This window comes from Janthinobacterium sp. GW822-FHT07H10 (assembly GCF_058798675.1).
The window spans coordinates 124192-145732 of sequence record NZ_JBXAKS010000007.1 but is presented as its reverse complement, the minus strand read 5'-3'; the positions used below and the strand labels follow the sequence as shown (position 1 = coordinate 145732).

Genomic DNA, 21541 nt, shown 5'->3' with positions numbered 1-21541 from the left:
ACAGGCATGGTGCTTATAGCTTATCGATATGACACCGCCATGACGTTGTATGACTTTTTATTTACTCACATCATAGAGGTCTGATATGGTTCAGATATCCAGGCGCCAGTTCCTTCGGGTGACAGGCGCCACGATTGCTGGCTCCAGCCTCGCCTTGCTCGGTTTCGCACCGGGGCAGGCGTTGGCCGAGGTAAGGCAATACAAGCTGGCTCGCACGACCGAGACCCGCAATACCTGTCCTTACTGTTCCGTAGGCTGCGGCGTGCTGCTGTATGGCCTGGGCGATGGCGCGAAAAACGCCGTTTCCAGCATCATCCACGTGGAAGGCGATGCCGATCACCCGGTGAACCGCGGCACCCTGTGCCCGAAAGGCGCCAGCCTGGTCGACTTCATCCACAGTCCGAACCGCCTGAAAGTGCCGGAATACCGCGCACCCGGTGGCACGGAATGGCAACCGATTTCCTGGGATGTGGCGCTCGACAAGATCGCGCGCCTGATGAAGGACGATCGCGACGCCAACCTGATCGAAAAGAATGCCGACGGCAAGACCGTCAACCGCTGGCTCTCCACCGGCATGCTGGCCGCGTCCGCCGGCAGCAACGAGGTGGGGTATCTGACCCACAAGACAGTGCGCAGCATGGGGATGCTGACCTTCGATAATCAGGCGCGTGTATGACACGGACCGACGGTGGCAGGTCTTGCCCCGACGTTTGGCCGTGGCGCGATGACGAATCATTGGGTCGATATCAAGAATGCCGATGTGATTTTGGTCATGGGCGGCAATGCAGCAGAAGCACATCCTTGCGGATTCAAATGGGTAACGGAAGCGAAGGCGCATAACAAGGCCAAGCTGATCGTTGTCGATCCGCGTTTTACCCGCACCGCATCCGTGGCAGATTACTACTGCGCCACGCGGACCGGCACGGACATCGTCTTCCTCGGCGCGATCATCAATTATCTGCTGACGAACGACAAGATCCAGCATGAGTACGTGCGCAACTACACGGACATGCCCTTCATCGTGCGCGAAGACTATGCGTTCGAGGACGGCCTGTTCTCGGGTTTCGACAAGGAAAAAGGCAAGTACACCAACAAGAGCACCTGGGATTACGAGATCGGCGACGATGGCTATGCCAAGGTCGACCCGACCATGGAGCACCCGCGCTGCGTCTACCAGATGATGAAGAAGCACTACGCGCGCTACACGACCGAGATGGTCGAGCGTACGTGCGGCGTGTCGCCCGACAAGTTCCACAAGGTGGCCGAGGCGCTGGCCTCGACGGCCGTGCCGGGGCGCGCCGGTACCATCCTGTACGCACTGGGCTGGACGCACCACTCGACGGGCGCGCAAACCATCCGCACAGGCGCCATGGTGCAGCTGTTGCTGGGCAATATGGGCATCGCCGGCGGCGGCATGAACGCCTTGCGCGGCCACTCGAACATCCAGGGTCTGACCGACCTGGGCCTGATGTCGAACCTGTTGCCGGGCTACATGACCCTGCCGAACGAGGGCGAACAGGACTTCGACGCCTACATCGCCGCGCGCGCCACCAAGCCGCTGCGGCCGAACCAGCTCAGCTACTGGAGCAACTACCGCAAGTTCCACGTCAGCTTCATGAAGACGTGGTGGGGCGATTTCGCCACGGCCGAAAACAATTATGCGTTCGACTACCTGCCCAAGCTGGACAAGCCGTATGACTTGATGCAAGCGATCGAGAACATGCACCAAGGCAAGATGACGGGCTATATCTGCCAGGGCTTCAACGTCATCGCGTCCGCGCCGAACAAGCAGAAAGTCACGGAAGCGCTGTCGAAGCTGAAGTTCCTCGTCGTGATGGACCCGCTGGCCGTGGAAACGGGCGAATTCTGGCGTCCGCATGGCGAGTTCCACGAAGTCGATCCGACCAAGATCATGACGGAAGTGTTCCGCCTGCCGACCAGCTGCTTCGCCGAAGAGCGCGGTTCGCTGGTCAGTTCTTCGCGCGTGCTGCAGTGGCACTGGCAAGCGGCCGAACCGCCGGGCCAGGCGCGCAGCGACCTCGAGATCATGTCGGGCCTGTTCCTGCGCATGCGTACCATGTACCAGAAAGAGGGCGGCAAGTTCCCCGATCCGATTCTCAACCTGACGTGGAACTATGCGCAGCCGCATAATCCGCAGCCGGAAGAGATCGCCCGTGAATTCAACGGCAAGGCGCTGGCCGACCTGTACGATCCCAAGGATCCGACCAAGCTGCTGGTGAAAAAGGGTGAACAGCTGGCCTCGTTCGCGCAATTGCGCGATGATGGCACGACCACCAGCGGTTGCTGGATCTTCGCCGGCAGCTGGACGCAGGCGGGCAACCAGATGGGCCGCCGCGACAATAGCGACCCGACCGGCATCGGCCAGACCCTGGGCTGGGCCTGGGCATGGCCGGCCAACCGCCGCGTGCTGTACAACCGCGCCTCGTGCGACTTGAAGGGCAAGCCTTTCGATCCGACCCGCAAGCTCATCGAATGGAACGGCACGAACTGGACGGGCGCCGATATTCCCGACTTCAAGGTCGACGAACCGCCGGAAAACGGCATGGGGCCGTTCATCATGCTGGGCGAGGGGGTGGCGCGTTTCTTTGCGCGCGGCGCCATGGCCGAAGGGCCGTTCCCCGAGCATTACGAGCCGTTTGAAAATCCGCTCGGCTACAACCCCATGCATCCGAAAAACCCGCAGGCGACCAGCAATCCGGGTGCGCGCGTGTTTGCCGATGACCGCAAGCTGTTCGGCACGCATGAGGAATACCCGCATGTGGCCACCAGCTACCGCCTGACCGAGCATTTCCATTACTGGACCAAGCATGCACGGTTGAACGCCATCATCCAGCCGGAGCAATTCGTTGAAATCGGCGAAGAGCTGGCGGCCAGCATCGGCGTGGTGGCCGGCGGCAAGGTCAGGGTCAGTTCCAAACGGGGCCACATCATCGCCAAGGCCGTCGTCACCAAGCGCATCAAGGCCTTGAAGATCGAAGGCAAGCAGGTGCATACCGTGGGCCTGCCGCTGCACTGGGGCTTCACGGGGGTGGCCAAGCCGGGGTATCTGATCAACTCCCTGACACCGGGCGTGGGGGATGCGAATTCGCAGACACCGGAATTCAAGTCCTTCCTCGTGAAGGTGGAAAAAGCATGATGGGAGATCGATAATGGCACTGCAATCCTTAGATATCCGGCGCCTGTCCGCCACCACGGTGACGCCGCCGCAAGCGCGCAGCCCGGTGACGGGCACCGTGGCCAAGTTGATCGATGTATCGAAATGCATCGGCTGCAAGGCTTGCCAGACGGCGTGCATGGAATGGAACGACCTGCGTGACGAGGTCGGCGAAAACCATGGCACCTACGACAACCCGACGGACCTGACGCCGCAATCGTGGACGGTGATGCGTTTTGCCGAACACGAAAGCAATGACGGCAACCTCGAGTGGCTGATCCGCAAGGATGGCTGCATGCACTGCGAGGACCCGGGCTGCCTGAAGGCCTGCCCGGCGCCGGGCGCCATCGTGCAATACACGAACGGCATCGTCGATTTCCACCAGGAAAACTGCATCGGCTGCGGCTACTGCGTGGCCGGCTGTCCTTTCGACGTGCCGCGCATTTCGAAGAAGGACGACCGCGCCTACAAGTGCACGCTCTGTTCGGACCGCGTCGCCGTGGGCCAGGAACCGGCCTGCGTGAAGACCTGTCCGACGGGCGCCATCGTCTTCGGTACCAAGGAGGACATGAAGGTGCATGCGGAAGAGCGCATCGTCGACCTGAAATCGCGCGGTTTCGAGAACGCGGGCCTGTACGATCCGCTGGGCGTGGGCGGCACGCACGTGATGTACGTGCTGCACCATGCCGACAAGCCGCGCCTGTACTCGAACCTGCCCGACAAGCCGAGCATCAGCCTGATGGTGGGCTTCTGGAAGGGCTGGGCCAAGCCATTGGCCGTGGCCGGTATGGCGGCCACGGCGCTGGCCGGCCTGTTCCACTACACGCGTGTCGGTCCGAACGAAGTGAGCAAGGATGAAGAGCGCGAAGCCCTGGACGAGGCCAAGCGCATCAAGGAGGGGCAGCATGAATCATCATGAACAGCACAGTGAACAGCACAATGGCAAGCTGTACGACAAGGATGGCAATCCGCTGATCCAGCGCTACAACCCCAACGAGCGCACGAATCACTGGGTGACCGCCATTACCTTCGTCATGCTGGCCCTGTCCGGCCTGGCCATGTTCCATCCGTCGATGGCGTGGCTGGCCAGCCTGTTCGGCGGCGGCCAATGGACGCGCATTTTGCATCCGTTTGCCGGCCTCGTGATGTTCGTCTCGTTCGCGATCCTCGTGGTGCGCTTCTGGCACCACAACAAGTTCGAGGACGGCGACAAACAGTGGCTGAAACAGATGGACGACGTGCTCAACAACCGCGAGGAAAAGCTCCCGAAGATCGGCAAATACAATGCCGGCCAGAAGATGCTGTTCTTCGCGCTGCTGGCATGCATGCTGGGCCTGCTGTTGTCGGGCATCGTGATCTGGCGCGCGTATTTCGCGTTCTATTTCCCGATTCCCGTCATCCGCGCGGCCGCCTTGCTGCATGCCGTGTGCGCGTTCGGCATCATCTGCGCCATCATCGTGCACATTTACGCGGCCCTGTGGGTCAAGGGCTCGATCGGCGCCATGGTGCGCGGCACCGTCACCTACGGCTGGGCGCGCAAGCACCATCCGAAGTGGTTTGAAGCGGTGATCCGCGACAGCAAGGATTAAGCTGTCGTAAGTGCCGCCCAGCTGCAAGAGCCGGGGCCGGTCCCACAGGATCGGCCCCTTTCTCTTTCTGGTTTAAAATACTTTTACAGCATGGCCAACTCCGCTGGCTGTGCTTTGCTTTTTTTGATGGGGAAACTCTATTGGTACAACGCATACTCCAGCCAGGCGAAATCGAAGGCCTGGACCATAACGCGATTCCGCGCCTGCTGCTGCCGCAGCCTGACAGCCTGTTTACGGCGCGCGCCTTGCGCTTGCGCGAACTGGCGCAGGGCAAGATCAAGGGCATCCCCGTTGACGCGGGCATGCAGGGCTACCTGGTGCTGATGGCCGCGCTGGCCGATGCGCAGGCCGCCGTGGTCGCCAAACTGGCGCCCGGCGCCGTGCCCGTGGCCGACGCCGAGGTGCTGCGCCGCGCCATCGCCCACCGCATGCCGGTACTGCCTGTCAACGGCGCCCGCCCACCGGTCTGGCGCGACATCTTTGCCAGCCTGCTCGACGAGCTGGCCGTCACGGCAGCCAGCCAGCCGGCCCTGTCCGGTGGCCTGACCCAGGTGCTGGCGCAGCTGCGCGCGCTCGATGAAGCGGCGCTCGATGCCTGCGCCGACGCCGTGCTCGACGAGAACGGCGATCATCTGAACCCCATGCACGCGCCGTTTGTCGCCGCCGCCCTGCAGGTGTTGTGGTCGACGTCGGCCAGCCAGTTGCGCGCCACGCGCGTGCCGGATCTGGAAACGGGCACCCTGTGCCCCGTCTGCGGTTCGCACCCTGTCGCCAGCGTGATCCGCATCGGCGGCCAGTCGCAAGGCTACCGCTACCTGCACTGCGGCATCTGCGAAAGCGAATGGCATATGGTGCGCGTGAAGTGCTCGACGTGCGAACAGAATGGCAAGATCGCCTACCAGGGCCTGGACGCGGCCGACGCGGTGCCGTTCGACCCGGTGACGGCGAAGGACGACAAATTGCCCAACAAGGCCAACGATCCGAAAAAAGTGGCGCGCGCGGAAACCTGCGAGGATTGCCATACCTACCGCAAGGTCTTCAACCAGGAACACGATTACAACGTCGAGCCCCTGGCCGACGACCTGGCCAGCCTGATGCTCGACCTGCTGGTGGGCGAAGCCGGCTACCAGCGCGCCAGCGGCAATCCGCTGCTGTGGCTTGGCAAAGGCGAAGCTTGATGAAGACGGAGCAGACCGTGCGCCTGCCGTCGGTGGACCGCATCCTCGGCGATGCGGCTTGCCAGGCCCTGATCGCCGAATACGGCCGCGTGCAAACCGTGGCGTGCGCCCGCGGCGTGCTGGCCGAGCTGCGCGCGGCCATGCTGGCTGGCGCGGGTGGCGACGAGGATACCTCGCTGGACGCCATCGTCGCGCTGCTCGGACAGCGCCTGCAGGCGCAATCGCGTTCGCAGCTGCGCGCCGTCTTCAACCTGACGGGCACGGTGCTGCATACCAACCTGGGGCGGGCGCTGTTGCCCGACGCGGCCGTGCAAGCCGTGGTGGAAGCGCTGCAATGGCCGATGAACCTGGAATTCGACCTGGAGACGGGCAAGCGGGGCGACCGCGACGACCTGGTCGAGGAATTGCTGCGCGAACTGACGGGTGCCGAAGCGGCCACCATCGTCAACAACAACGCGGCCGCCGTGCTGTTGATGCTGAATACCGTGGCGCAGGGCAAGGAAGTGGTGGTGTCGCGCGGCGAGCTGGTGGAAATCGGCGGCGCCTTCCGCATTCCCGACGTGATGACGCGCGCCGGCGCCGTGCTGCGCGAAGTGGGCAGCACCAACCGCACCCACCTGGCCGATTACGCGCATGGCGTGAACGAACAGACGGCGCTGCTGATGAAGGTCCATTGCAGCAATTACGCGATCACGGGCTTCACGAAAAGCGTGGAACTCGATGCGCTGGTGCCGCTGGCGGCGCAGCACGCCATTCCCACGGCCGTGGACCTGGGCAGCGGCACGCTGGTCGACCTGGCGCAATACGGCTTGCCGCATGAAACGACGGTGCGCGAAACGATAGAGGCGGGCGCCGACCTGGTGACCTTCAGCGGCGATAAATTGCTGGGTGGCCCGCAGTGCGGCGTGATCGTCGGCCGCGCCGACCTGATCGCGAAAATCAAGCGCAACCCGCTGAAGCGCGCGCTGCGCGTGGGCAAACTGACCCTGGCCGCGCTGGCGCCCGTGCTGCAGCTGTACCGCGCGCCGGACTTGCTGGCCGAACGCCTGACCACCTTGCGCCTGCTGACGCGGCCGGCCGCCGCCATGCGCGAGCAGGCCGAGGAAGTGCTGCCGCTGCTGCAGCGCGCCTTGGGCACTTCCTACGCCGTCACGGCCGAAGCGATGAGCAGCCAGATCGGCAGCGGCGCCTTGCCCGTCGACCAGCTGCCCAGCTTTGGCCTGGCCATCCGCAGCGCTCCCGGCTCGCGCCTGAGCAACCCGCTGGGCGTGCTGGAGCAGCGCTTGCGCGCCTTGCCGCGGCCCGTGATCGGCCGCATCGGCCAGGATACCCTGTGGCTCGATTTGCGTTGCCTGGAAGCGGCGCACGAGACGGCATTCATCGCGCAGCTCGACGCGCTGGCCACATGATCGTCGGCACCGCAGGCCATATCGACCATGGCAAGACGACCCTCACGCGCGCGCTCACGGGCGTGCACACGGACCGCCTGAAGGAAGAGCAGGCGCGCGGCATCTCGATAGAACTCGGTTACGCCTACCTGCCGCTAGCCGATGGCACGGTGCTGGGCGTGATCGACGTGCCGGGCCACGAAAAATTCATCCGCACCATGGCCTCCGGCGTGACGGGCATCGACTTCGCCCTGCTGGTGGTGGCGGCCGACGATGGCGTCATGCCGCAGACGCACGAGCACCTGGCGATTTTGCGGCTGCTGGGCGTGACGCGCGGCGCCGTGGCGCTGACCAAGATCGACCGCGCCGACGCGGCCCGCGTGGCGCAGGTGGAGGCGGACATCGAGGCGCTGCTGCAAGGCACGCCGCTGGCCGGCAGCCCCATCTTCCCCACCGCCGCCAGCGTGGACAACGATCCCGGCGTGGCCGCCCTGCTGGCGCACCTGGCGCAGGTGGCGCGCAGCCTGCCGCGGCGCGACGAGCGGCGCCTGTTCCGCCTCGGCGTGGACCGCGTGTTTACCCTGTCGGGGCAGGGCACCGTCGTCACAGGCACGGCGCTGGCGGGCATGGCCAGCGTGGGCGACACCTTGCAACTGGCGCCGGGCGGCGTCGAGGCGCGCGTGCGCAGCATCCATGCGCAAAACCGCGCCGCCGAGACGGGCATGGCGGGCCAGCGCCTGGCGCTGAACCTGGCCGGCATCGCCCGCGAACGCATCGAACGCGGCAACTGGATCGTCGCGCCCGAGCTGGCGCAGTGCTCCGAACGCCTCGACGTGGAATTGACCCTGCTGCCCGACGCCGGCGTGCACTTGAAAGCCTGGTCGCCGCTGCACGTGCACCTGGGCGCGGCGCACCAGCTGGCGCGCGCCGTCATGCTCGATGGCGAGACCCTGTCGCCAGGGCAGACGGGCAGAGTGCAACTGGTGTTCGACGCGCCGATGCACGGCGTGCCGGGCGACCGCTTCGTCGTGCGCAATGCGCAAGCCACGCAGACGGTGGGCGGCGGCATGGTGCTCGACCCGTTCGGCCCCGCGCGCAAGCGGCGTAGCCCGGCGCGACTGGCCTGGCTCGATGCGCTGGCCGCCTTTGTCGCGCACGGCGATTACGCGGCCTTGCTGGCGCAAAGCCCTGTGGGCTTGCGCGAGTCGCTGCTGGTGCGCCTGTCCTTGCTGCCGGCGGCGGCCATCGCTCTGCCGTCCGACACGCGGCGCATCGCCTTGCGCGCCGGCGACGCCTTGCTGCTGGCGCCGGCTGCCTTGGCGGCGCTGGAGCAGCGCGTGCTGGCCGCGCTGGCCGCGTTCCATGCGCGCGTCCCCGACGAGGCGGGGACGGAACTGTGGCGCCTGAAGCGCATCGTCGACGCCGAGATGGAAGATGCGCTGTGGAGCCACCTGGTCGAGGGCTTGCTGGCGCGTGGCGAGGTGCAGGCGCGCGGCGCCAGCCTGCATCTGCCGACGCACAGCGTGGAGCTGACGCCGCAGGAGCAGGCGGTGGCCGAGCCGATGCTGGCGGCCCTGCTGCAGGGGCGCTTCGAGCCGCCGTGGACGCGCGACCTGGCGCGCGACTTCAGCCTGGCCGAGGATGAGGCGCGCCGGCTGTTGCGCAAACTGGCCAAGGCGGGCCAGATCAGCCAGGTGGTGCACGACCTGTTCTATTACCCGGCCGCGCTGGCCGAACTGGCGCAACTGGTGGGGGAACTGGCGCGCAAGGCGGAAGAGGAAGCGGGCTTGCCGCCCGGTTCCGGCGCGGTAGGCGCTGCCGCCTTCCGCGACGCCAGCGGCCTGGGCCGCAAGCGGGCGATCCAGGTCTTGGAATTTTTTGACCGCGTCGGTTATACTCGGCGTGTTGGCAATGGGCATCTATTGCGCCCGCAAGCGCTGTGGTCCTACACCTTGCCCAACGGCTAGCTCAGGCACCGCGGAAAGCACACTCATCCGGTGATGTGGCCGGGCTTCAAACCCGGTGGAGGGCGTCAGACGTTCTCCCGTAGGTTCGACTCCTACTGTTTTCCGCCAGTTATCCCCCCATCTATCTCTCCCGCGTTGGCCGCTTGCCACGTTGCGTAAAAATTATGGCGTAAAAGGCAACATTCATCGATGGCTGACGGGGCCGATGGTAACATCGAGCCGAAGGCAGGGATGCGGATACCCTGTGGCAGATGAAGGCAAGCATGAAACAACGAGGGATGGCATGGCTGCTGGCCGCGCTGCTGCTGGCGCCGGCCGCGGCCGGGGCGGTGGATGTGCGCGGCGTGCGCATCGTCGGTGAGCATTTGCCGCCGTCGAGCATGATGGAAGGCAATACCGTGGTGGGACGCGAAACGGTCAAGGTGCGCGAGATCATGGCGCGCGCCGGCATCGCCTACAGCATCGAATTGCTGCCATGGAAACGCGCGTATGCGCAGGCGCTGCGCGAAACCGATACCTGCATATTTTCCACCACGCGCACGCAGGAGCGCGAAGCGCGGTTTCGCTGGATCGGGCCGCTCAACGAAGCGGAGTGGGTGTTGTATGGCCTGGCCGAGCGGCATTTGACGCTGCGCACGCTCGATGACGCGCGCGGCCTGGTCATCGGCACGGTGCTGGGCGACGCGCGCGACGATTATCTGCGCCAGCGCGGCCTGAGCGTGGCGCCCGTGACGCAGGAGTGGCTCAATCCGCAAAAGCTGCTGCTGGGGCGTATCGACCTGTGGGCAGTCGGCATGGCGGTGGGCAGCAAGCCCTTTCTCGGCAAGGAATGGGAAGGCAAGGTGGTGCCGCTGCTGACGTTCAACCGCGTGCAGACTTATCTGGCCTGCAACAAGCTGCTGCCCGAGGCGCAGGCGGCCGCCATGCAGCGGGCCGCCGCCGCCATGCGCCGCGACGGCAGCATGGCGCGCGAACAAGTCCGTTAAGGTCCCGGCCTCAGCTTTCCAGCCACTGGCGCACGCAGTTGCGCCCTTCGCGCTTGGCCTGGTACAGGGCCTGGTCGGCATGGCTGTAGGCCGTCTCGAAGGCCGTGCCGGCGCGGTTCCAGCTCAGGCCCACGCTGACGGTGATGGCGCGCGTGATGGGCGCCGCGTGGCGCTGGCGGCCGACCGTGTCGCAGATGCGCTGGGCCACCTTTGCCGCTTCGTCGCGCGAGGTGGTGGGCCAGACGACGGAAAACTCTTCGCCGCCGACGCGGCCGATGGCCGTTTCCTCTCCCAATAGTCCCTTCAGGCAGTCGACCACGGCCTGGATCACGCCATCGCCGGCCGGGTGGCCGAAATCGTCGTTGACCTGCTTGAACAGGTCAATATCGAGCACGATCAGGGCCATGTCGCCCTGCGCCAGGCAGCGCGAAGCGTGGTCGATCACGGCGCCGCGGTTCAGGGCGCCCGTCAGCGGGTCGTGCGTGGCGCGGTATTCGAGCTGGCCGGCCAGGGTTTGCAATTGCCGGTTCAGCAGGTGCATGTCGCGTTCGGCGCGGTCGCTGCGGCCGATCAGGCGCCGCGTCTCGCGCATCAGCCGTTCGTAGTGGACAATCAGTTCGCCGAGCACGCGCCGCTGTTCCGCGCCCGAGGCGCCGGCATCGGCGTGCATGCGGCGCGCGGCGGCCAGCGCTGCCGCCTCCACCGTGAACAGGTCGGGCTCCAGTTCGGCCTCGGACATGGTCGCGCGCATGCCCTAGCTGCCCTGCACGGGATGGTCGCGGAAGTCCAGCGCCGTGAAATCCTGCTGCAGCTCCTGGCCGAATTCCAGGATGGTGTCGTCGTCCTCGTCGTGGTACCAGTTCAGGCGTACCTGGTTGCCGTCCACGGCCGCCTGGTTCAGGGTGTCGAACAGGGTAAACAGCATCTTCGTGCTGGAGCTGTTGAAGTAGGCCAGCGAGACATTCACGGTAATGCTGGCGTCGCGGCAGCTTTCCAGGTAGGCGCGCACGGCGGCGATCAGCGGGCCATAGAAGGCGGCCGCATTTTCCGGATACGACTCGCCCTTGATCGACAGGCTGTGCTGCTCGAAACGGAAGTCGATTTCGGGCGAACTCGGGGTCGCGGCGATGAACAGTGGTGACGGTAATTGCATATGCTTTCCTGAGTCGGCTCTTTCAAATGATGGCTTTGATGCAGAAGATGGTGTGGCCCGGTTCCTGCGGGTCCTGGACGAATTCGAATTCCAGCGGCTCGCTGGCGTCGCGCGCCATGGTGAGGAAGCCCAGGCCCGCGCCCTTGCTGTCGGCGGGCGTCTCCTCGCGCAGCGCCTTCTTGTAGGCCAGGCGGATTTCTTCCATCGTCATCGTGTGCAGCGGCTCCAGGCGGGCGCGGATCTGCGCCACGTTGTCCGTCGAGACGGGATTGGCGCACAGGAGGAAGAAGCTGTCGCCGCGCGTGCCGATGCAGAACGAGCCGCGCCGCATCTGCTGGTCCAGCTGCGCATCGGGCGTCAGGCTGTCGGCGGAATAGTGCATGATGTTTTGCGACATCTCGATGAACGAGGAAAAGATGCGCCGCCGCGTGGGACCGGCCGCGCCGGCCGTATCGAGGCGCGCCTTGATGGTCTCGGAAATGGCGCTGACCACGTGCTGCGAGAAATAGCCCACGTAAAAAAAGATGATGTTGCGCTTGCGCGCCACATCCCAAAACTCGTTGAATTCTTCGTACAGCACGTCAGTGCTCCTGGCTAGCCGGTGACCCGGTTTCTTGTGGATGGGCGGTGGGGGACATCGATGGATAGGTCAAGCTACAGGCGGAAACAGAAAAAGGTCAGGTCGTCGCGGCGCGGCTGCTCTCCCTGCCACGCGGCGCTGTCCTGCAGCAGGGCCGCGGCCACGTCGCCGGCCGGCGCGGTGCCTTGCGCCAGCAGCAGCTCGCGCATGCGCCGCTTGCCGTAGGCGATGTCGCGCGCGCCGCCGATCTGGTCGAGCAGGCCGTCGGTGGTGATGAACAGCAGGCTGCCCGCCGGCGCGTCCAGCGTCTCGTTGTGCCAGCAGTAGCCGGCCGGCGTGTCGACATAGCCGACGCCCATGCGCGCGCCGTCGATGGCGCGCACGCTGTCCTCGCCGGGCGCGACCACGTGCAGCGCCAGTTTCGCGCCCGCGAACCGCAGGCTGGCGCTGGCGTCGTCGTAGCAGAGGAAGGCGCAATCCATGCCGTCGTTCGAGCCGGCGTGATGGCTGGTGCTGGCGCCATCCTGGCCCAGCAGGGTCTTGATGGCGCGGCTGACGGCGCCGATCAGGGCGGCCGGATCGTGCGGCCCCAGCTCGCGCAGGGCCTGGCTCAGGGCAGACGAGGCGATCAGGGTCATGAAGGCGCCGGGCACGCCGTGGCCCGTGCAGTCGGCGATGGCGGCGAACCAGCCGCCCGCATGGCGCTCGAAAAAGTAGAAGTCGCCGCCGACCACATCGCGCGGCTGCCATTCCAGGTGCGCGTCGGGCAGGGTGGCGCGCAATTCCGCATCGGAGGTGCGCAGCAGCGCGCGCTGGATCACGCTGGCGTAGTCGATGCTGTGCATGATCTGGCGGTTTTTTTCCGCCTGCATGGTGGCCACCACGTTCATCAGCTGCAAGCCGAAGCCCACGCCGGCCAGCGCGCCGTCCGCGGTGATGATGAAACCGTCGGCCAGCGCCTTTTCGCCCGCTTCCACGGCGCGGAAGGTGAGGTCCTCGATGCTCATGGCACCGTCGACGATCAGCGGCTCCTTGTCCATGAAGGCGATGCAGCTCTTCTTGCCGTACACCTCGTGGTAAAAGGGCTTGGACATCTGCGACATGAAGATATTGCGGCTGATCAAGCCGATGGGGCGCTGCTGTTCCGTGACGGGCAGGCTCATCATGTCGCGCCGCTCCGTGAACAGCTCGAGCACGGCGAAATTGCTGGCGTCGGCCTGCACGGATTCCGTGGGAATGCACAGATCAAACGCCACGGACGTCCGATAACGGGGAAGATGCAATCGAGAGGCGTTGAACTCCACAGGCGGCTACCTTTAGATGACGATCGGACCTGGCTTGTCGCAACGGCAAGGCGACTGACAAACAGGCAATATCATCATGGTAGCCTTCGATTATGACGGCTTGATTACTCGGCTTGTCAAAACCGTATCTAAGATGGCTGCATGGCAAGCGCCGCCCACGGATTCAGGCGCGCCGGGCGAGGCTGCGGGCCTGTTCCAGCCAGCGTGCGCGCTGCGCATCGGTGGAATTGAGGATGGGGCCGAAGCTGGCCACGCTGACGGGCTTGATGCCGCAAAACTCCAGCGTCGTCTTGCGCAGCTGGTGGATGCCGGGCATGCGGTAGACCCAGCGGAAATACCAGGGCGGCGTGTCCATCGTCACCAGCAGCTGCGCCGTGCGACCCAGCAGCAGCTGCGCCGGGAAGGCCTTGCCGGGGCGGTACTTGAAGGCGTAGCCGGGCAGGAAGACGCGGTCGATGAAGCCCTTCAGCAGGGCCGGCGCGCCGCCCCACCAGATCGGGTAAGCCAACACCAGGTGTCCGGCCCAGGTGATGGCTTCCTGCGCGGCCAGCAGGTCCGCTTCCAGCGGCTGCACCTGGCGATAGCCTTCATGCAGGACGGGATCGAAGTCCAGCTGGCCCAGGCGCAGTTCGCGCACGGTATGGCCGGCGTCGCGCGCCGTGGCGGCGTAGGCGTCGGCCAGGGCGGCGCAGAAACTGTCGCTGGACGGGTGGCCGAGGATGATTAATATGCGCTTGGGTGCAATCGTGCTCATGCTGCGGGCTTTCTAAACGAGAGGAGCCTGCATGCTAAAGCCTGCCCCTAGTGGCAGAGTCAAGCGGCAGTCATGCTTGAGCGTTCAGGCAGCCTGCTGGCGCTGGCGCGCCAGGCAATCGTGGATTTCCGCGTCGATGTCGCCCAGTTGCGCGTCGAGCTGGCGCAGGCGGGCGATATCCTGCCGCACTTGCGCGCGCTTGGCGGCGATGTGCTGCGACAGGGCGGCCCAGTCGGTGTCGTCGCCGGCCAGGATGGGCAGCAGTTCGGCCAGGCGGAAGCCCAGCGCCTGCGCCTGGCGTATCAGCCTGACTTGCGCCAGGTCCTGCTGCGTGTAGACGCGGTAGGCGCCCGAGCGGCGCACGTCGCCCAGCAAGCCCAGCGCTTCATAGTGGCGCAAGGCCTTGGGCGAGGTGCCCGCCAGGCGGGCGATTTCTCCGATGTACATGTTTGTCCTTTGTCGAGCTGCGGCGCACGCAGTGTAGCGCAGGCGGTGCGCCAGGCGCTACGCTGCGCGTTGCCTCAGGATGGCTTGCGCGGCGGGACTTTCTTCGCCGTGCACTCGGCGCAGGTGCCGTACAGCGACAGCGCGTGTTCATGCAGCACGAAGCCGCGCTCGGCGGCGATCTCGTTCTGGCGCAGTTCGATGCCTTCGTCGACGAATTCATCGACCTTGCCGCAACCGGTGCAGACCAGGTGGTCGTGGTGCTGGCCTTCGTTCAATTCGAAGACGGCGTGACCCGATTCGAAGTGGCGGCGGAACAAAATGCCCGCTTCGGCAAACTGCATCAGCACGCGGTAGATGGTTGCCAGGCCCACGTCGATTTTTTCGGCCAGCAAGAGTTTGTAGACATCGTCCGCACTCAGGTGCTTGATCGTGCCTTCTTGAAACAGCTGCAGAATCCGCAAGCGGGGGATGGTTACTTTCAAGCCCGATTCACGCAGTTCCCTCAATATATCCATGTCTCCCATTCCTTTTTGTGATCGCCTTGGCGTGCGCCTATGTATGATTTTGCATTATATCGCAAATGATAATCATTACTATTCTCATTTGTATTGTGCGAGGTAGAAATATTATGCTGTCTGGCCCGGCGGCAGACCAGTGACATCGGCGCAAGGCTGGCTTGCGTTCCACGCACCGTGCCGCTCCGCGTCATGGCTTGCGATGGAAAAATGACGCCGATATCGCTACACTGTGCAGCACGAAATAACAATGGAGTAGGCATGGACCGATTTGATGCGATGCGCATTTTCACGCGTATCGTCGAACTGCGCAGTTTTACGCAGGCGGCGCATGACCTCGGCTATCCGAAAGCCACCGTCACGCATGCGATCAAGCAGCTCGAAGCGCGGCTGCGCGTGCGCCTGCTGCAGCGTACCACGCGGCAGGTAACGCCCACGCCCGACGGCGACGCGTATTACCAGCGCTGCGTGCGCCTGCTGGCCGACCTCGAGGAAACGGAAGCCGTCTTTTCCTCGGCGGCGCAGCAGCCGGCCGGCAAGCTGCGCATCGACCTGCACGCGACCCTGGCCCTGCATTTCGTCATGCCCGTGCTCGACCAGTTCTGCGCCCGCTATCCGCTGATCGAACTGGAAATCGGCATGGGCGACCGCCTCGTCGACCTCGTGCGCGAAGGCGTCGATTGCGTGCTGCGCGTGGGCGAACTGAGCGATTCGTCGATGGTGGCGCGCCGCGTGGCGCTGCTCGAGCAAGTGACGTGCGCCAGCCCTGCCTACCTGGCCGCGCACGGCACGCCGCACACCCTGGCGGACCTGGCGCACCATCGCGCCGTGAATTTCTTTTCCGCCCAGACGGGCAAGACCTGGCCCTTCGATTTCCGGGCGGGCGGCCAGGTGCACAGCGTGAGCCTGCCGGGCACGGTGTCCGTCAACAATGCCGACGCCTACCACGCCTGCTGCCGCGCCGGCATGGGCCTGATCCAGGCGCCCCGGTACCACCTGGCGCAGGCGCTGGCGGCGGGAGCGCTGGTGGAAGTGCTGGCGTCCATGCGGCCCGACCCGCTGCCCGTGTCCGTGATGTATCCGCACCACCGGCAACTGTCGCCGCGCGTGCGCGTGTTCGCCGACTGGGTGGCCGGCCTGTTTGACGGCGTGCGCTAAGGAGCGGTAGCGCGCTGCAATGCCGCAATTTTTGACCTGGGGAAAGGAAAAATTCCGTCTGTTGATGCCATCCAGCACTATTTGATGTGGATCAAAGTTTTTGTTGCACTGCACTCTTAGACTTCGCAGCGTTACTTAACGACAGAGGGAACTATAATGAAAAAGTCCGCAACCGCAGCAGCAATCGTTTTGGCCGCCATCGGCGCAGTCGCCGGCAACGCCATGGCACAGGAAGGCCCTTGGCTGGTCCGTGCGCGCGCCGTGCATATCGACCCGGCCGACAAATCTGCTCCTATCGGCGGCGTCGGCGCATCCGACCGTTTGCATGTCAGCAGCAAGACGATTCCGGAAATCGATATTTCGTATTTCTTCACCCCCAACATCGCTGCCGAGCTGATCCTGACTTATCCGCAAAAGCATGACGTCAAGCTCGACGGCAACAAGATCGGCACCTTCAAGCACCTGCCGCCGACGCTGTCGCTGCAATACCACTTCATGCCGGAAAAACAGTTCAGCCCTTACGTGGGAGCGGGCGTGAACTACACGAATATTTCCGACGTGAAATTGCTGAACGGCGCCGGCCGCCTCGAGCACGACAGCTGGGGCTTCTCGCTGCAAGCGGGCGTCGACTACAAGCTCGATAAAAACTGGTCGCTGAACTTCGACATCAAGAAAGTGCAGATCCGCAGCGACGTCTTCATCGGCGGCGCCAAGGCCAGCGAAGTCAAGGTCGATCCGCTGCTGATCGGCGTCGGCGTCGGCTACCGCTTCTAGGAACACCGAGCAAAACCTGCTGCGCGTCGTCATTTGCGCTCTGCGATGCTCGCTGTGCCTTCGTACAGTTGCGCTTCTCAAGCACAGTGACTGCCGCTCGCGTCGGTTTTGTCAGGCGTGGCAAGTATTGAAGATGCCCGTGCAGCGCGGGCAAAAAAAGACGGCCAGGTGTGAACCTGGCCGTCTTTTTGCGTGCAGCGCCTTGCTTGCGCTTTATTTTTTCAGCGTCTTTTCCAGCGCCAACTGGTAGTCCGTCTTTTCGTAGCCGGCCAGGTATTTATTCGTCGCGTCGAGGAAGGCGCGCGAGCGGTAGGCCGCTTCCAGGTCCTTGACCCACGGCTTGCCCTTGTCGGCCGTGCGGATCGCCACCAGGTTGATGTAGCTGTCCGAGATCTTTTCCACGGCCAGGGCGGTGGTCAGTTTCATGCCGGCGGCCAGGGCGAAGTTGCCATTGACGAAGGCGAAATCGGCGTCCGCCAGCGAACGCGGCAGCTGCGCCGCTTCCAGCGGCACCAGTTTCAGCTTCTTCGGGTTTTCCAGCACGTCGCGCTCGGAAGCGCGCAGCGGGTCGACATTCGGTTTCAGCTTGATCCAGCCCATCTTGGCCAGCACCACCAGCGCGCGCGCCTGGTTGGTCGGGTCGTTCGGCATGGTGATGGTGGCGCCGTTCTTGACTTCCGCCAGCGACTTGTGCTTGCTGCTGTACAGCGCGATCGGCGTCGTCGGCACGGTGATCAATGGGCTCAGCGGCAGCTTGTTATCGGTGGCGAACTTGGTCAGGTAGACGATGTGCTGGAACACGTTGGCGTCCAGCGAGCCTTCGGCCAGCGCGTAGTTCGGCTGCACGTAGTCGTTGAATTCCACGATCTTGACCTTGTAGCCCTGTTTTTCCAGGATCGGCTTGATGCCCAGCTTCAGCTGGTCCGAATACGGGCCGGAGCTGGTGCCGATGACGAGTTCCTTCGGGTCCTTGGCATGGGCGGCGGTGGCGAAGGCCAGGCTGGCGGCGGCCAGCAGCAGGTTGCGGCGAAGATGGTTCATGTATGTCCTTGTTCTGAATATGAATTAACGTTTGTCGAGGCGCTTGGCGATGCGCGTGCCGGCCAGCTGGATGATCTGCACCAGCACGATCAGGATGGCCACGGTGACGACCATGATGTCCGTCTCGAAGCGGTAGTAGCCGTAGCGGATGGCCAGGTCGCCGATGCCGCCGCCGCCCACCACGCCGGCCACGGCCGAATAGGACAGGAAGCTGATCGACAGCACGGTCAGGGCCAGCACCAGGCCGGAGCGCGCTTCCACCAGCAGCACGCGGAAGATGATCTGCATTTCCGAGGCGCCCATGGCGTGCGCCGCCTCGATCACGCCGCGCGGCACTTCGCGCAGGTTCTGTTCCACCAGGCGCGCCAGGTAGGGTATGGCGGCGAACGACAGCGGCACGGCGGCGGCCAGCGGGCCGATCGAGGTGCCGGCGATGATGCGCGTAAACGGCGTCAGGGCCACCAGCAAAATGATGAACGGGAAGCTGCGCACGGTATTCACCAGCCAGCCGAGGATCATCGACAGCGGACGGTTTTCCAGCGACTGGCCTTCCGAGACGAGGAACAGCAAAATGCCCAGCGGGCCGCCGATCAGGATGGCGGCGGTAAGACCGATGCCCAGCATGGTCATGGTCTGGCCCAGCGCCACCCAGATTTCCGGCAGCAGGTTGATGACGTTATTGATCGATTCTTCAAACATGTGTTGCATCCTTCCATGCGGTGGCTTCAAAGGCCTCGGTGCCGTAGTAAGCCAGCTCGCGTCCCAGCGCCGTCTTGCGCGGCGTGGCCGTGTCGCTCAGGTCGAACTGTTCCGCGATGGCGCCGTTTTCCACGACGGCGACGCGGTTGCAGATGGCGCCCAGCACCGACAGCTCATGGCTGACGATGACGATGGTCACTTTCAAGCGCGCATTGATGTCGCGCAGGGTGTCGAGCAGGGCGCGCGTGGTTTCCGCGTCGAGCGCGGACGTCGGCTCGTCGCACAGCAGCACGTCCGGGTGGCTGGCCAGCGCGCGGGCAATCGCCACGCGCTGTTTCTGCCCGCCCGACAGTTGCGCCGGATAGCTGTGCAGCTTGTCGGACAGGCCCACCAGCGCCAGGCATTCCTCGACCCTGGCGGCGATCTGCTCGCCCTTGGCCGTGCCATGGATTTTCAGGGGGAAGGCGACGTTGTCGAAGACGCTGGCGTTTTGCAGCAGGTTGAACTGCTGGAAGATCATGCCGATGTTCTGGCGCGCGTCGCGCAAGTCGCTCTTGCCAAGGCTCGTCAATTCGCGGCCGGCCACGGTGATCGTGCCGCTGTCGGGACGCTCGAGCAGGTTAATCAGGCGCAGCAGGGTCGATTTGCCGGCGCCGCTCTTGCCGATCAGGCCGAAAATATCACCGGGATAGACTTCCAGCGTGACCGATTTGACCGCGTGGAATTGTTCGCCCTTGGGCAGCGCGAAGGTCTTGTTCGCGCCATCGATGCGAATCACCGGCGTACGGTGTGGTGTGGTCATGCAGTGTTTCCTTTTTTATTGGACCGTGACAGGCGGGTAACGGGGCCGGATCGGGAGTGGATCGGGCCGGCCTGAAACGTCGGTTGCGTAGTATACCTCCGATCGTGTTATTACTCCTACGACAGAATCTTGCTTTGAATATGCAAATAATGTCTATATGAAGGTTTTGCAAGAGCAAAACCGGATTTTTGCCGCTCAGCCGATAGAAAATTCGACGGGAATCGATAATTCGAGCGGATCGGGCCGTTCCTGGGGGATGCGCGGCAGCGGCGCGGCCCGCTGCAAAGTGTCGAGCGCGGCCTGGTCCAGCGCCGCGGAACCGGAACTGCGCTCGATGGCGGCGGCCAGCACCTGGCCCTCGCGGTCGATGCGGCAGCGCAGGTACACCACGCCCTGTTCCTGCTTCGCCCGCGACGCCGTCGGGTAGCGGCGGAAGCGCTCCATGCGCGCCAGCACCTTGCCTTCCCAGCTAGATACGCCGCTGCGCTGCTCCTGCGGGGCGGGCGGCAGGGCGGGCGAGGGCGGCGCCGCCGCGATGGACGCCGTGGCCGCCGGCGCCGGCGAAACGGGCGCGTGGCGCACCTCGGCGACGGCGTCCATGGCCTGCGCCTGCAGCGGCAGGGGCGCCGCGTCGGGCTGCGGCAGCACGAACTGGCGGATGGCTGGCGCTGCTTTTTTCGCAACGCTGCGCGACGGCGCGGCGGCCGCGCTGACCTGTTCAGCAAGATTCTGCTCCAACGGCCGCGGCGGGGCCGCCGCCGGCAGGTACAGCAGCATGGCCGGCTGCGCCGCGTCAGGCACGATGGCCAGCACGGGCGCCGCCGGCGCGCGGTGGTACAGCGCCCAGCCGAGCAGGGCGCCATGCATGGCGAAGACGGTGGCGATCGTCAGCGGACGGCGCCAGTCCGTGCGAGGCGCGGCGTTTTGCGCGGCATCCTGCGTGGTTGCCTCCCCGGACACGGGCAGCGGGGACGCCGGCGTTTGCACCGGCGCCGGCCCTTCCGGGCGGCGCAGCAGGTAGATGATGACGGCGATTTCCAGCGTGCCCACCAGGGCGATGACCCACCACGGCGGATGGCCGAGGCACATGGCGACAAAGCCGATGGCCATGCCGAGGCAGGCGAGGGCCTTGCCGCGCCGCGATACGGCGCGGTGCTCGCGCCACTGGCGCAGCGGCGCGCCGAAGCGCGGATGGTGCAGCAGCCAGTGCTCGAGGCGCGGCGAGGCGCGGCTGAAGCAGGCCAGCGCCAGGATCAGGAAGATCGTCGTCGGCATGACGGGCAGCAGGGCGCCGATCACGCCCAGCGCCACCATCAGCATGCCGGCCGCCGTCCACGCCCAGCGGCGCAGCCGCGCCGTGTGTGCTTCCGCGCCGGCCCGGGTCACTGGCTCCTCCATCAGGCGCAGGCCTCCACGTGGCCGTGCATGCGCAGGAAGGCGGCACGCGCGCCGTCGATGACGCGCGCTTCGCCTGCCTCATCGAGGACGGCCGTATCGAGCACGGAGGTAAATTCGCGCCAGTGGCGCGCGCGCCCGTCAGGATGGCCGGCCAGGTGGCGCGCGCCGTGGTGTTCATCGAGGCCGATCTTGCCGGCCAGCTTGTACAGGATGGCCGCGCCCAGCTTCGAGCCTTCGCTCACATACAGCCAGCCCAGCGCCGTGGCCAGGTCCAGCTGCGCGTCGAATGGCGCGCTGGCCGCGTCGGCCGGCAGGGCGGTCTCGAGGTCATCGAGGTCGGCGGCGATGCTGGCATAGCGGCGGCGCTGTTCCAGGTCGGGCAGCAGGGCGGCCAGCTGGGCGTTGTCGTACAGCGCGTCGACGTCGCGCAGGAACGCATATTGCGCCTGCAGGAAGCGCGCGTAGTTCTCGCGGCTGGAGAAGGGCGCGCTGGCCATGATGCGCTGGTCCAGCAAGTCGTGGGTGGCCATGGTGTCGGCTTTCAGGCGCTGGCTGCGGCTAGGCGCCGCGTTAATCGGAACGGCGGTGGCGGTATTCGTGTTGCTCGTGGTGTTGCTTGCTGTCTGCATGGTC

At 65.1% G+C, this 21541-nt stretch carries 21 protein-coding genes and 1 tRNA gene; 10 read left to right on the top strand and 12 right to left on the bottom strand.

The window, feature by feature from the left end; genetic code table 11:
* Positions 1 to 85: 85 nt before the first annotated feature.
* The 8 genes from fdnG (at position 86) to AC1RDJ_RS17245 (ending at position 10283) form a co-directional block, all read left to right on the top strand.
* A complete protein-coding gene (gene fdnG, locus AC1RDJ_RS17280) occupies positions 86 to 3157 on the top strand; it encodes a formate dehydrogenase-N subunit alpha (protein WP_493028235.1) in 3072 nt (1023 codons plus the stop codon).
* A 13-nt stretch (positions 3158 to 3170) separates the two neighbouring features.
* Positions 3171 to 4094, top strand: coding sequence for a formate dehydrogenase subunit beta (gene fdxH, locus AC1RDJ_RS17275; protein ID WP_071322926.1), 924 nt, complete (start codon positions 3171 to 3173; stop codon positions 4092 to 4094).
* Positions 4081 to 4764: a formate dehydrogenase subunit gamma gene (locus AC1RDJ_RS17270; RefSeq protein WP_493028234.1), complete on the top strand. Its 684-nt coding sequence runs from the start codon at positions 4081 to 4083 to the stop codon at positions 4762 to 4764. Before fdxH ends, AC1RDJ_RS17270 begins: the two co-directional genes overlap by 14 nt.
* Before the next feature lie 140 nt (positions 4765 to 4904).
* Positions 4905 to 5942 carry a formate dehydrogenase accessory protein FdhE gene (gene fdhE / locus AC1RDJ_RS17265; protein ID WP_493028233.1) on the top strand — a complete coding sequence of 346 codons (1038 nt, stop codon included), beginning with the start codon at positions 4905 to 4907 and terminating at the stop codon, positions 5940 to 5942.
* Complete coding sequence (gene selA, locus AC1RDJ_RS17260; protein ID WP_493028232.1) at positions 5942 to 7351, top strand: L-seryl-tRNA(Sec) selenium transferase; 1410 nt, start codon at positions 5942 to 5944, stop codon at positions 7349 to 7351. The genes fdhE and selA overlap by 1 nt, the downstream gene beginning before the upstream one ends.
* Complete coding sequence (gene selB / locus AC1RDJ_RS17255; protein WP_493028231.1) at positions 7348 to 9297, top strand: selenocysteine-specific translation elongation factor; 1950 nt, start codon at positions 7348 to 7350, stop codon at positions 9295 to 9297. Before selA ends, selB begins: the two co-directional genes overlap by 4 nt.
* 12 nt (positions 9298 to 9309) lie before the next feature.
* Positions 9310 to 9405: transfer RNA gene (locus tag AC1RDJ_RS17250), tRNA-Sec, on the top strand.
* A gap of 155 nt (positions 9406 to 9560) precedes the next feature.
* Positions 9561 to 10283 carry a substrate-binding periplasmic protein gene (locus tag AC1RDJ_RS17245; protein WP_493028230.1) on the top strand — a complete coding sequence of 241 codons (723 nt, stop codon included), beginning with the start codon at positions 9561 to 9563 and terminating at the stop codon, positions 10281 to 10283.
* 10 nt (positions 10284 to 10293) lie between these two features.
* Here the strand turns inward: AC1RDJ_RS17245 and AC1RDJ_RS17240 are convergent, their stop codons facing one another.
* The 7 genes from AC1RDJ_RS17240 to fur all read right to left on the bottom strand — a co-directional run bounded on the left by AC1RDJ_RS17240 (position 10294) and on the right by fur (position 15036).
* On the bottom strand, positions 10294 to 11022 hold the full coding sequence (locus tag AC1RDJ_RS17240; protein WP_232251141.1) for a GGDEF domain-containing protein: 729 nt from the start codon (positions 11020 to 11022) through the stop codon (positions 10294 to 10296).
* Between the two features lie 15 nt (positions 11023 to 11037).
* A complete protein-coding gene (locus tag AC1RDJ_RS17235; RefSeq protein WP_493028228.1) occupies positions 11038 to 11436 on the bottom strand; it encodes a DUF1987 domain-containing protein in 399 nt (132 codons plus the stop codon).
* A 22-nt stretch (positions 11437 to 11458) separates the two neighbouring features.
* Positions 11459 to 12016, bottom strand: coding sequence for a SiaB family protein kinase (locus AC1RDJ_RS17230; protein WP_071322933.1), 558 nt, complete (start codon positions 12014 to 12016; stop codon positions 11459 to 11461).
* A gap of 74 nt (positions 12017 to 12090) precedes the next feature.
* Positions 12091 to 13239 (bottom strand): SpoIIE family protein phosphatase, encoded by a 1149-nt coding sequence (locus AC1RDJ_RS17225; RefSeq protein ID WP_232251301.1) that lies wholly within the window; start codon positions 13237 to 13239, stop codon positions 12091 to 12093.
* 244 nt (positions 13240 to 13483) lie between these two features.
* The gene (locus tag AC1RDJ_RS17220; protein ID WP_493028227.1) at positions 13484 to 14074 is read right to left on the bottom strand and encodes an NAD(P)H-dependent oxidoreductase; all 591 of its coding nucleotides are present in this window, start codon (positions 14072 to 14074) and stop codon (positions 13484 to 13486) included.
* 84 nt (positions 14075 to 14158) lie between these two features.
* Positions 14159 to 14521: a MerR family transcriptional regulator gene (locus tag AC1RDJ_RS17215; protein ID WP_071322936.1), complete on the bottom strand. Its 363-nt coding sequence runs from the start codon at positions 14519 to 14521 to the stop codon at positions 14159 to 14161.
* Positions 14522 to 14595: 74 nt separating this feature from the next.
* The gene (gene fur, locus AC1RDJ_RS17210; protein ID WP_035820181.1) at positions 14596 to 15036 is read right to left on the bottom strand and encodes a ferric iron uptake transcriptional regulator; all 441 of its coding nucleotides are present in this window, start codon (positions 15034 to 15036) and stop codon (positions 14596 to 14598) included.
* A 261-nt stretch (positions 15037 to 15297) separates the two neighbouring features.
* Here fur and AC1RDJ_RS17205 point away from each other — a divergent pair, with 261 nt between their 5' ends.
* Both AC1RDJ_RS17205 and AC1RDJ_RS17200 read left to right on the top strand, forming a co-directional pair.
* Positions 15298 to 16194 carry a LysR family transcriptional regulator gene (locus AC1RDJ_RS17205; RefSeq protein WP_289885908.1) on the top strand — a complete coding sequence of 299 codons (897 nt, stop codon included), beginning with the start codon at positions 15298 to 15300 and terminating at the stop codon, positions 16192 to 16194.
* Positions 16195 to 16350: 156 nt separating this feature from the next.
* A complete protein-coding gene (locus tag AC1RDJ_RS17200) occupies positions 16351 to 16968 on the top strand; it encodes an OmpW/AlkL family protein (RefSeq protein ID WP_071322938.1) in 618 nt (205 codons plus the stop codon).
* A 213-nt stretch (positions 16969 to 17181) separates the two neighbouring features.
* Here AC1RDJ_RS17200 and AC1RDJ_RS17195 read toward each other — a convergent pair whose 3' ends face one another.
* From AC1RDJ_RS17195 to AC1RDJ_RS17175, 5 genes are all read right to left on the bottom strand, one after another.
* The gene (locus AC1RDJ_RS17195) at positions 17182 to 18009 is read right to left on the bottom strand and encodes a MetQ/NlpA family ABC transporter substrate-binding protein (protein ID WP_071322939.1); all 828 of its coding nucleotides are present in this window, start codon (positions 18007 to 18009) and stop codon (positions 17182 to 17184) included.
* Between the two features lie 24 nt (positions 18010 to 18033).
* A complete protein-coding gene (locus AC1RDJ_RS17190; RefSeq protein ID WP_071322940.1) occupies positions 18034 to 18708 on the bottom strand; it encodes a methionine ABC transporter permease in 675 nt (224 codons plus the stop codon).
* Entirely contained in the window at positions 18701 to 19510 is an 810-nt protein-coding gene (locus AC1RDJ_RS17185) for a methionine ABC transporter ATP-binding protein (RefSeq protein ID WP_289885909.1), read from the bottom strand. The genes AC1RDJ_RS17190 and AC1RDJ_RS17185 overlap by 8 nt, the downstream gene beginning before the upstream one ends.
* Positions 19511 to 19705: 195 nt before the next feature.
* On the bottom strand, positions 19706 to 20908 hold the full coding sequence (locus AC1RDJ_RS17180; RefSeq protein WP_493028225.1) for a TonB family protein: 1203 nt from the start codon (positions 20906 to 20908) through the stop codon (positions 19706 to 19708).
* Positions 20908 to 21537 (bottom strand): biliverdin-producing heme oxygenase, encoded by a 630-nt coding sequence (locus AC1RDJ_RS17175; RefSeq protein ID WP_198043886.1) that lies wholly within the window; start codon positions 21535 to 21537, stop codon positions 20908 to 20910. Before AC1RDJ_RS17175 ends, AC1RDJ_RS17180 begins: the two co-directional genes overlap by 1 nt.
* Between the last annotated feature and the right edge of the window lie 4 nt (positions 21538 to 21541).

Bases quoted from the DNA above. Each gene is read 5' to 3' on its own strand.
- selA (WP_493028232.1), top strand. From the start codon at position 5,942: ATGAAGACGGAGCAGACCGTGCGCCTGCCGTCGGTGGACCGCATCCTC.
- AC1RDJ_RS17200 (WP_071322938.1), top strand. From the start codon at position 16,351: ATGAAAAAGTCCGCAACCGCAGCAGCAATCGTTTTGGCCGCCATCGGC.
- AC1RDJ_RS17175 (WP_198043886.1), bottom strand. From the start codon at position 21,537: ATGCAGACAGCAAGCAACACCACGAGCAACACGAATACCGCCACCGCC.
- selB (WP_493028231.1), top strand. From the start codon at position 7,348: ATGATCGTCGGCACCGCAGGCCATATCGACCATGGCAAGACGACCCTC.
- fur (WP_035820181.1), bottom strand. From the start codon at position 15,036: ATGGATATATTGAGGGAACTGCGTGAATCGGGCTTGAAAGTAACCATC.
- AC1RDJ_RS17205 (WP_289885908.1), top strand. From the start codon at position 15,298: ATGGACCGATTTGATGCGATGCGCATTTTCACGCGTATCGTCGAACTG.
- AC1RDJ_RS17270 (WP_493028234.1), top strand. From the start codon at position 4,081: ATGAATCATCATGAACAGCACAGTGAACAGCACAATGGCAAGCTGTAC.
- fdxH (WP_071322926.1), top strand. From the start codon at position 3,171: ATGGCACTGCAATCCTTAGATATCCGGCGCCTGTCCGCCACCACGGTG.
- AC1RDJ_RS17195 (WP_071322939.1), bottom strand. From the start codon at position 18,009: ATGAACCATCTTCGCCGCAACCTGCTGCTGGCCGCCGCCAGCCTGGCC.
- AC1RDJ_RS17190 (WP_071322940.1), bottom strand. From the start codon at position 18,708: ATGTTTGAAGAATCGATCAATAACGTCATCAACCTGCTGCCGGAAATC.
- AC1RDJ_RS17235 (WP_493028228.1), bottom strand. From the start codon at position 11,436: ATGCAATTACCGTCACCACTGTTCATCGCCGCGACCCCGAGTTCGCCC.
- AC1RDJ_RS17245 (WP_493028230.1), top strand. From the start codon at position 9,561: ATGAAACAACGAGGGATGGCATGGCTGCTGGCCGCGCTGCTGCTGGCG.
- AC1RDJ_RS17240 (WP_232251141.1), bottom strand. From the start codon at position 11,022: ATGTCCGAGGCCGAACTGGAGCCCGACCTGTTCACGGTGGAGGCGGCA.
- AC1RDJ_RS17215 (WP_071322936.1), bottom strand. From the start codon at position 14,521: ATGTACATCGGAGAAATCGCCCGCCTGGCGGGCACCTCGCCCAAGGCC.
- AC1RDJ_RS17180 (WP_493028225.1), bottom strand. From the start codon at position 20,908: ATGGAGGAGCCAGTGACCCGGGCCGGCGCGGAAGCACACACGGCGCGG.
- AC1RDJ_RS17185 (WP_289885909.1), bottom strand. From the start codon at position 19,510: ATGACCACACCACACCGTACGCCGGTGATTCGCATCGATGGCGCGAAC.
- AC1RDJ_RS17220 (WP_493028227.1), bottom strand. From the start codon at position 14,074: ATGAGCACGATTGCACCCAAGCGCATATTAATCATCCTCGGCCACCCG.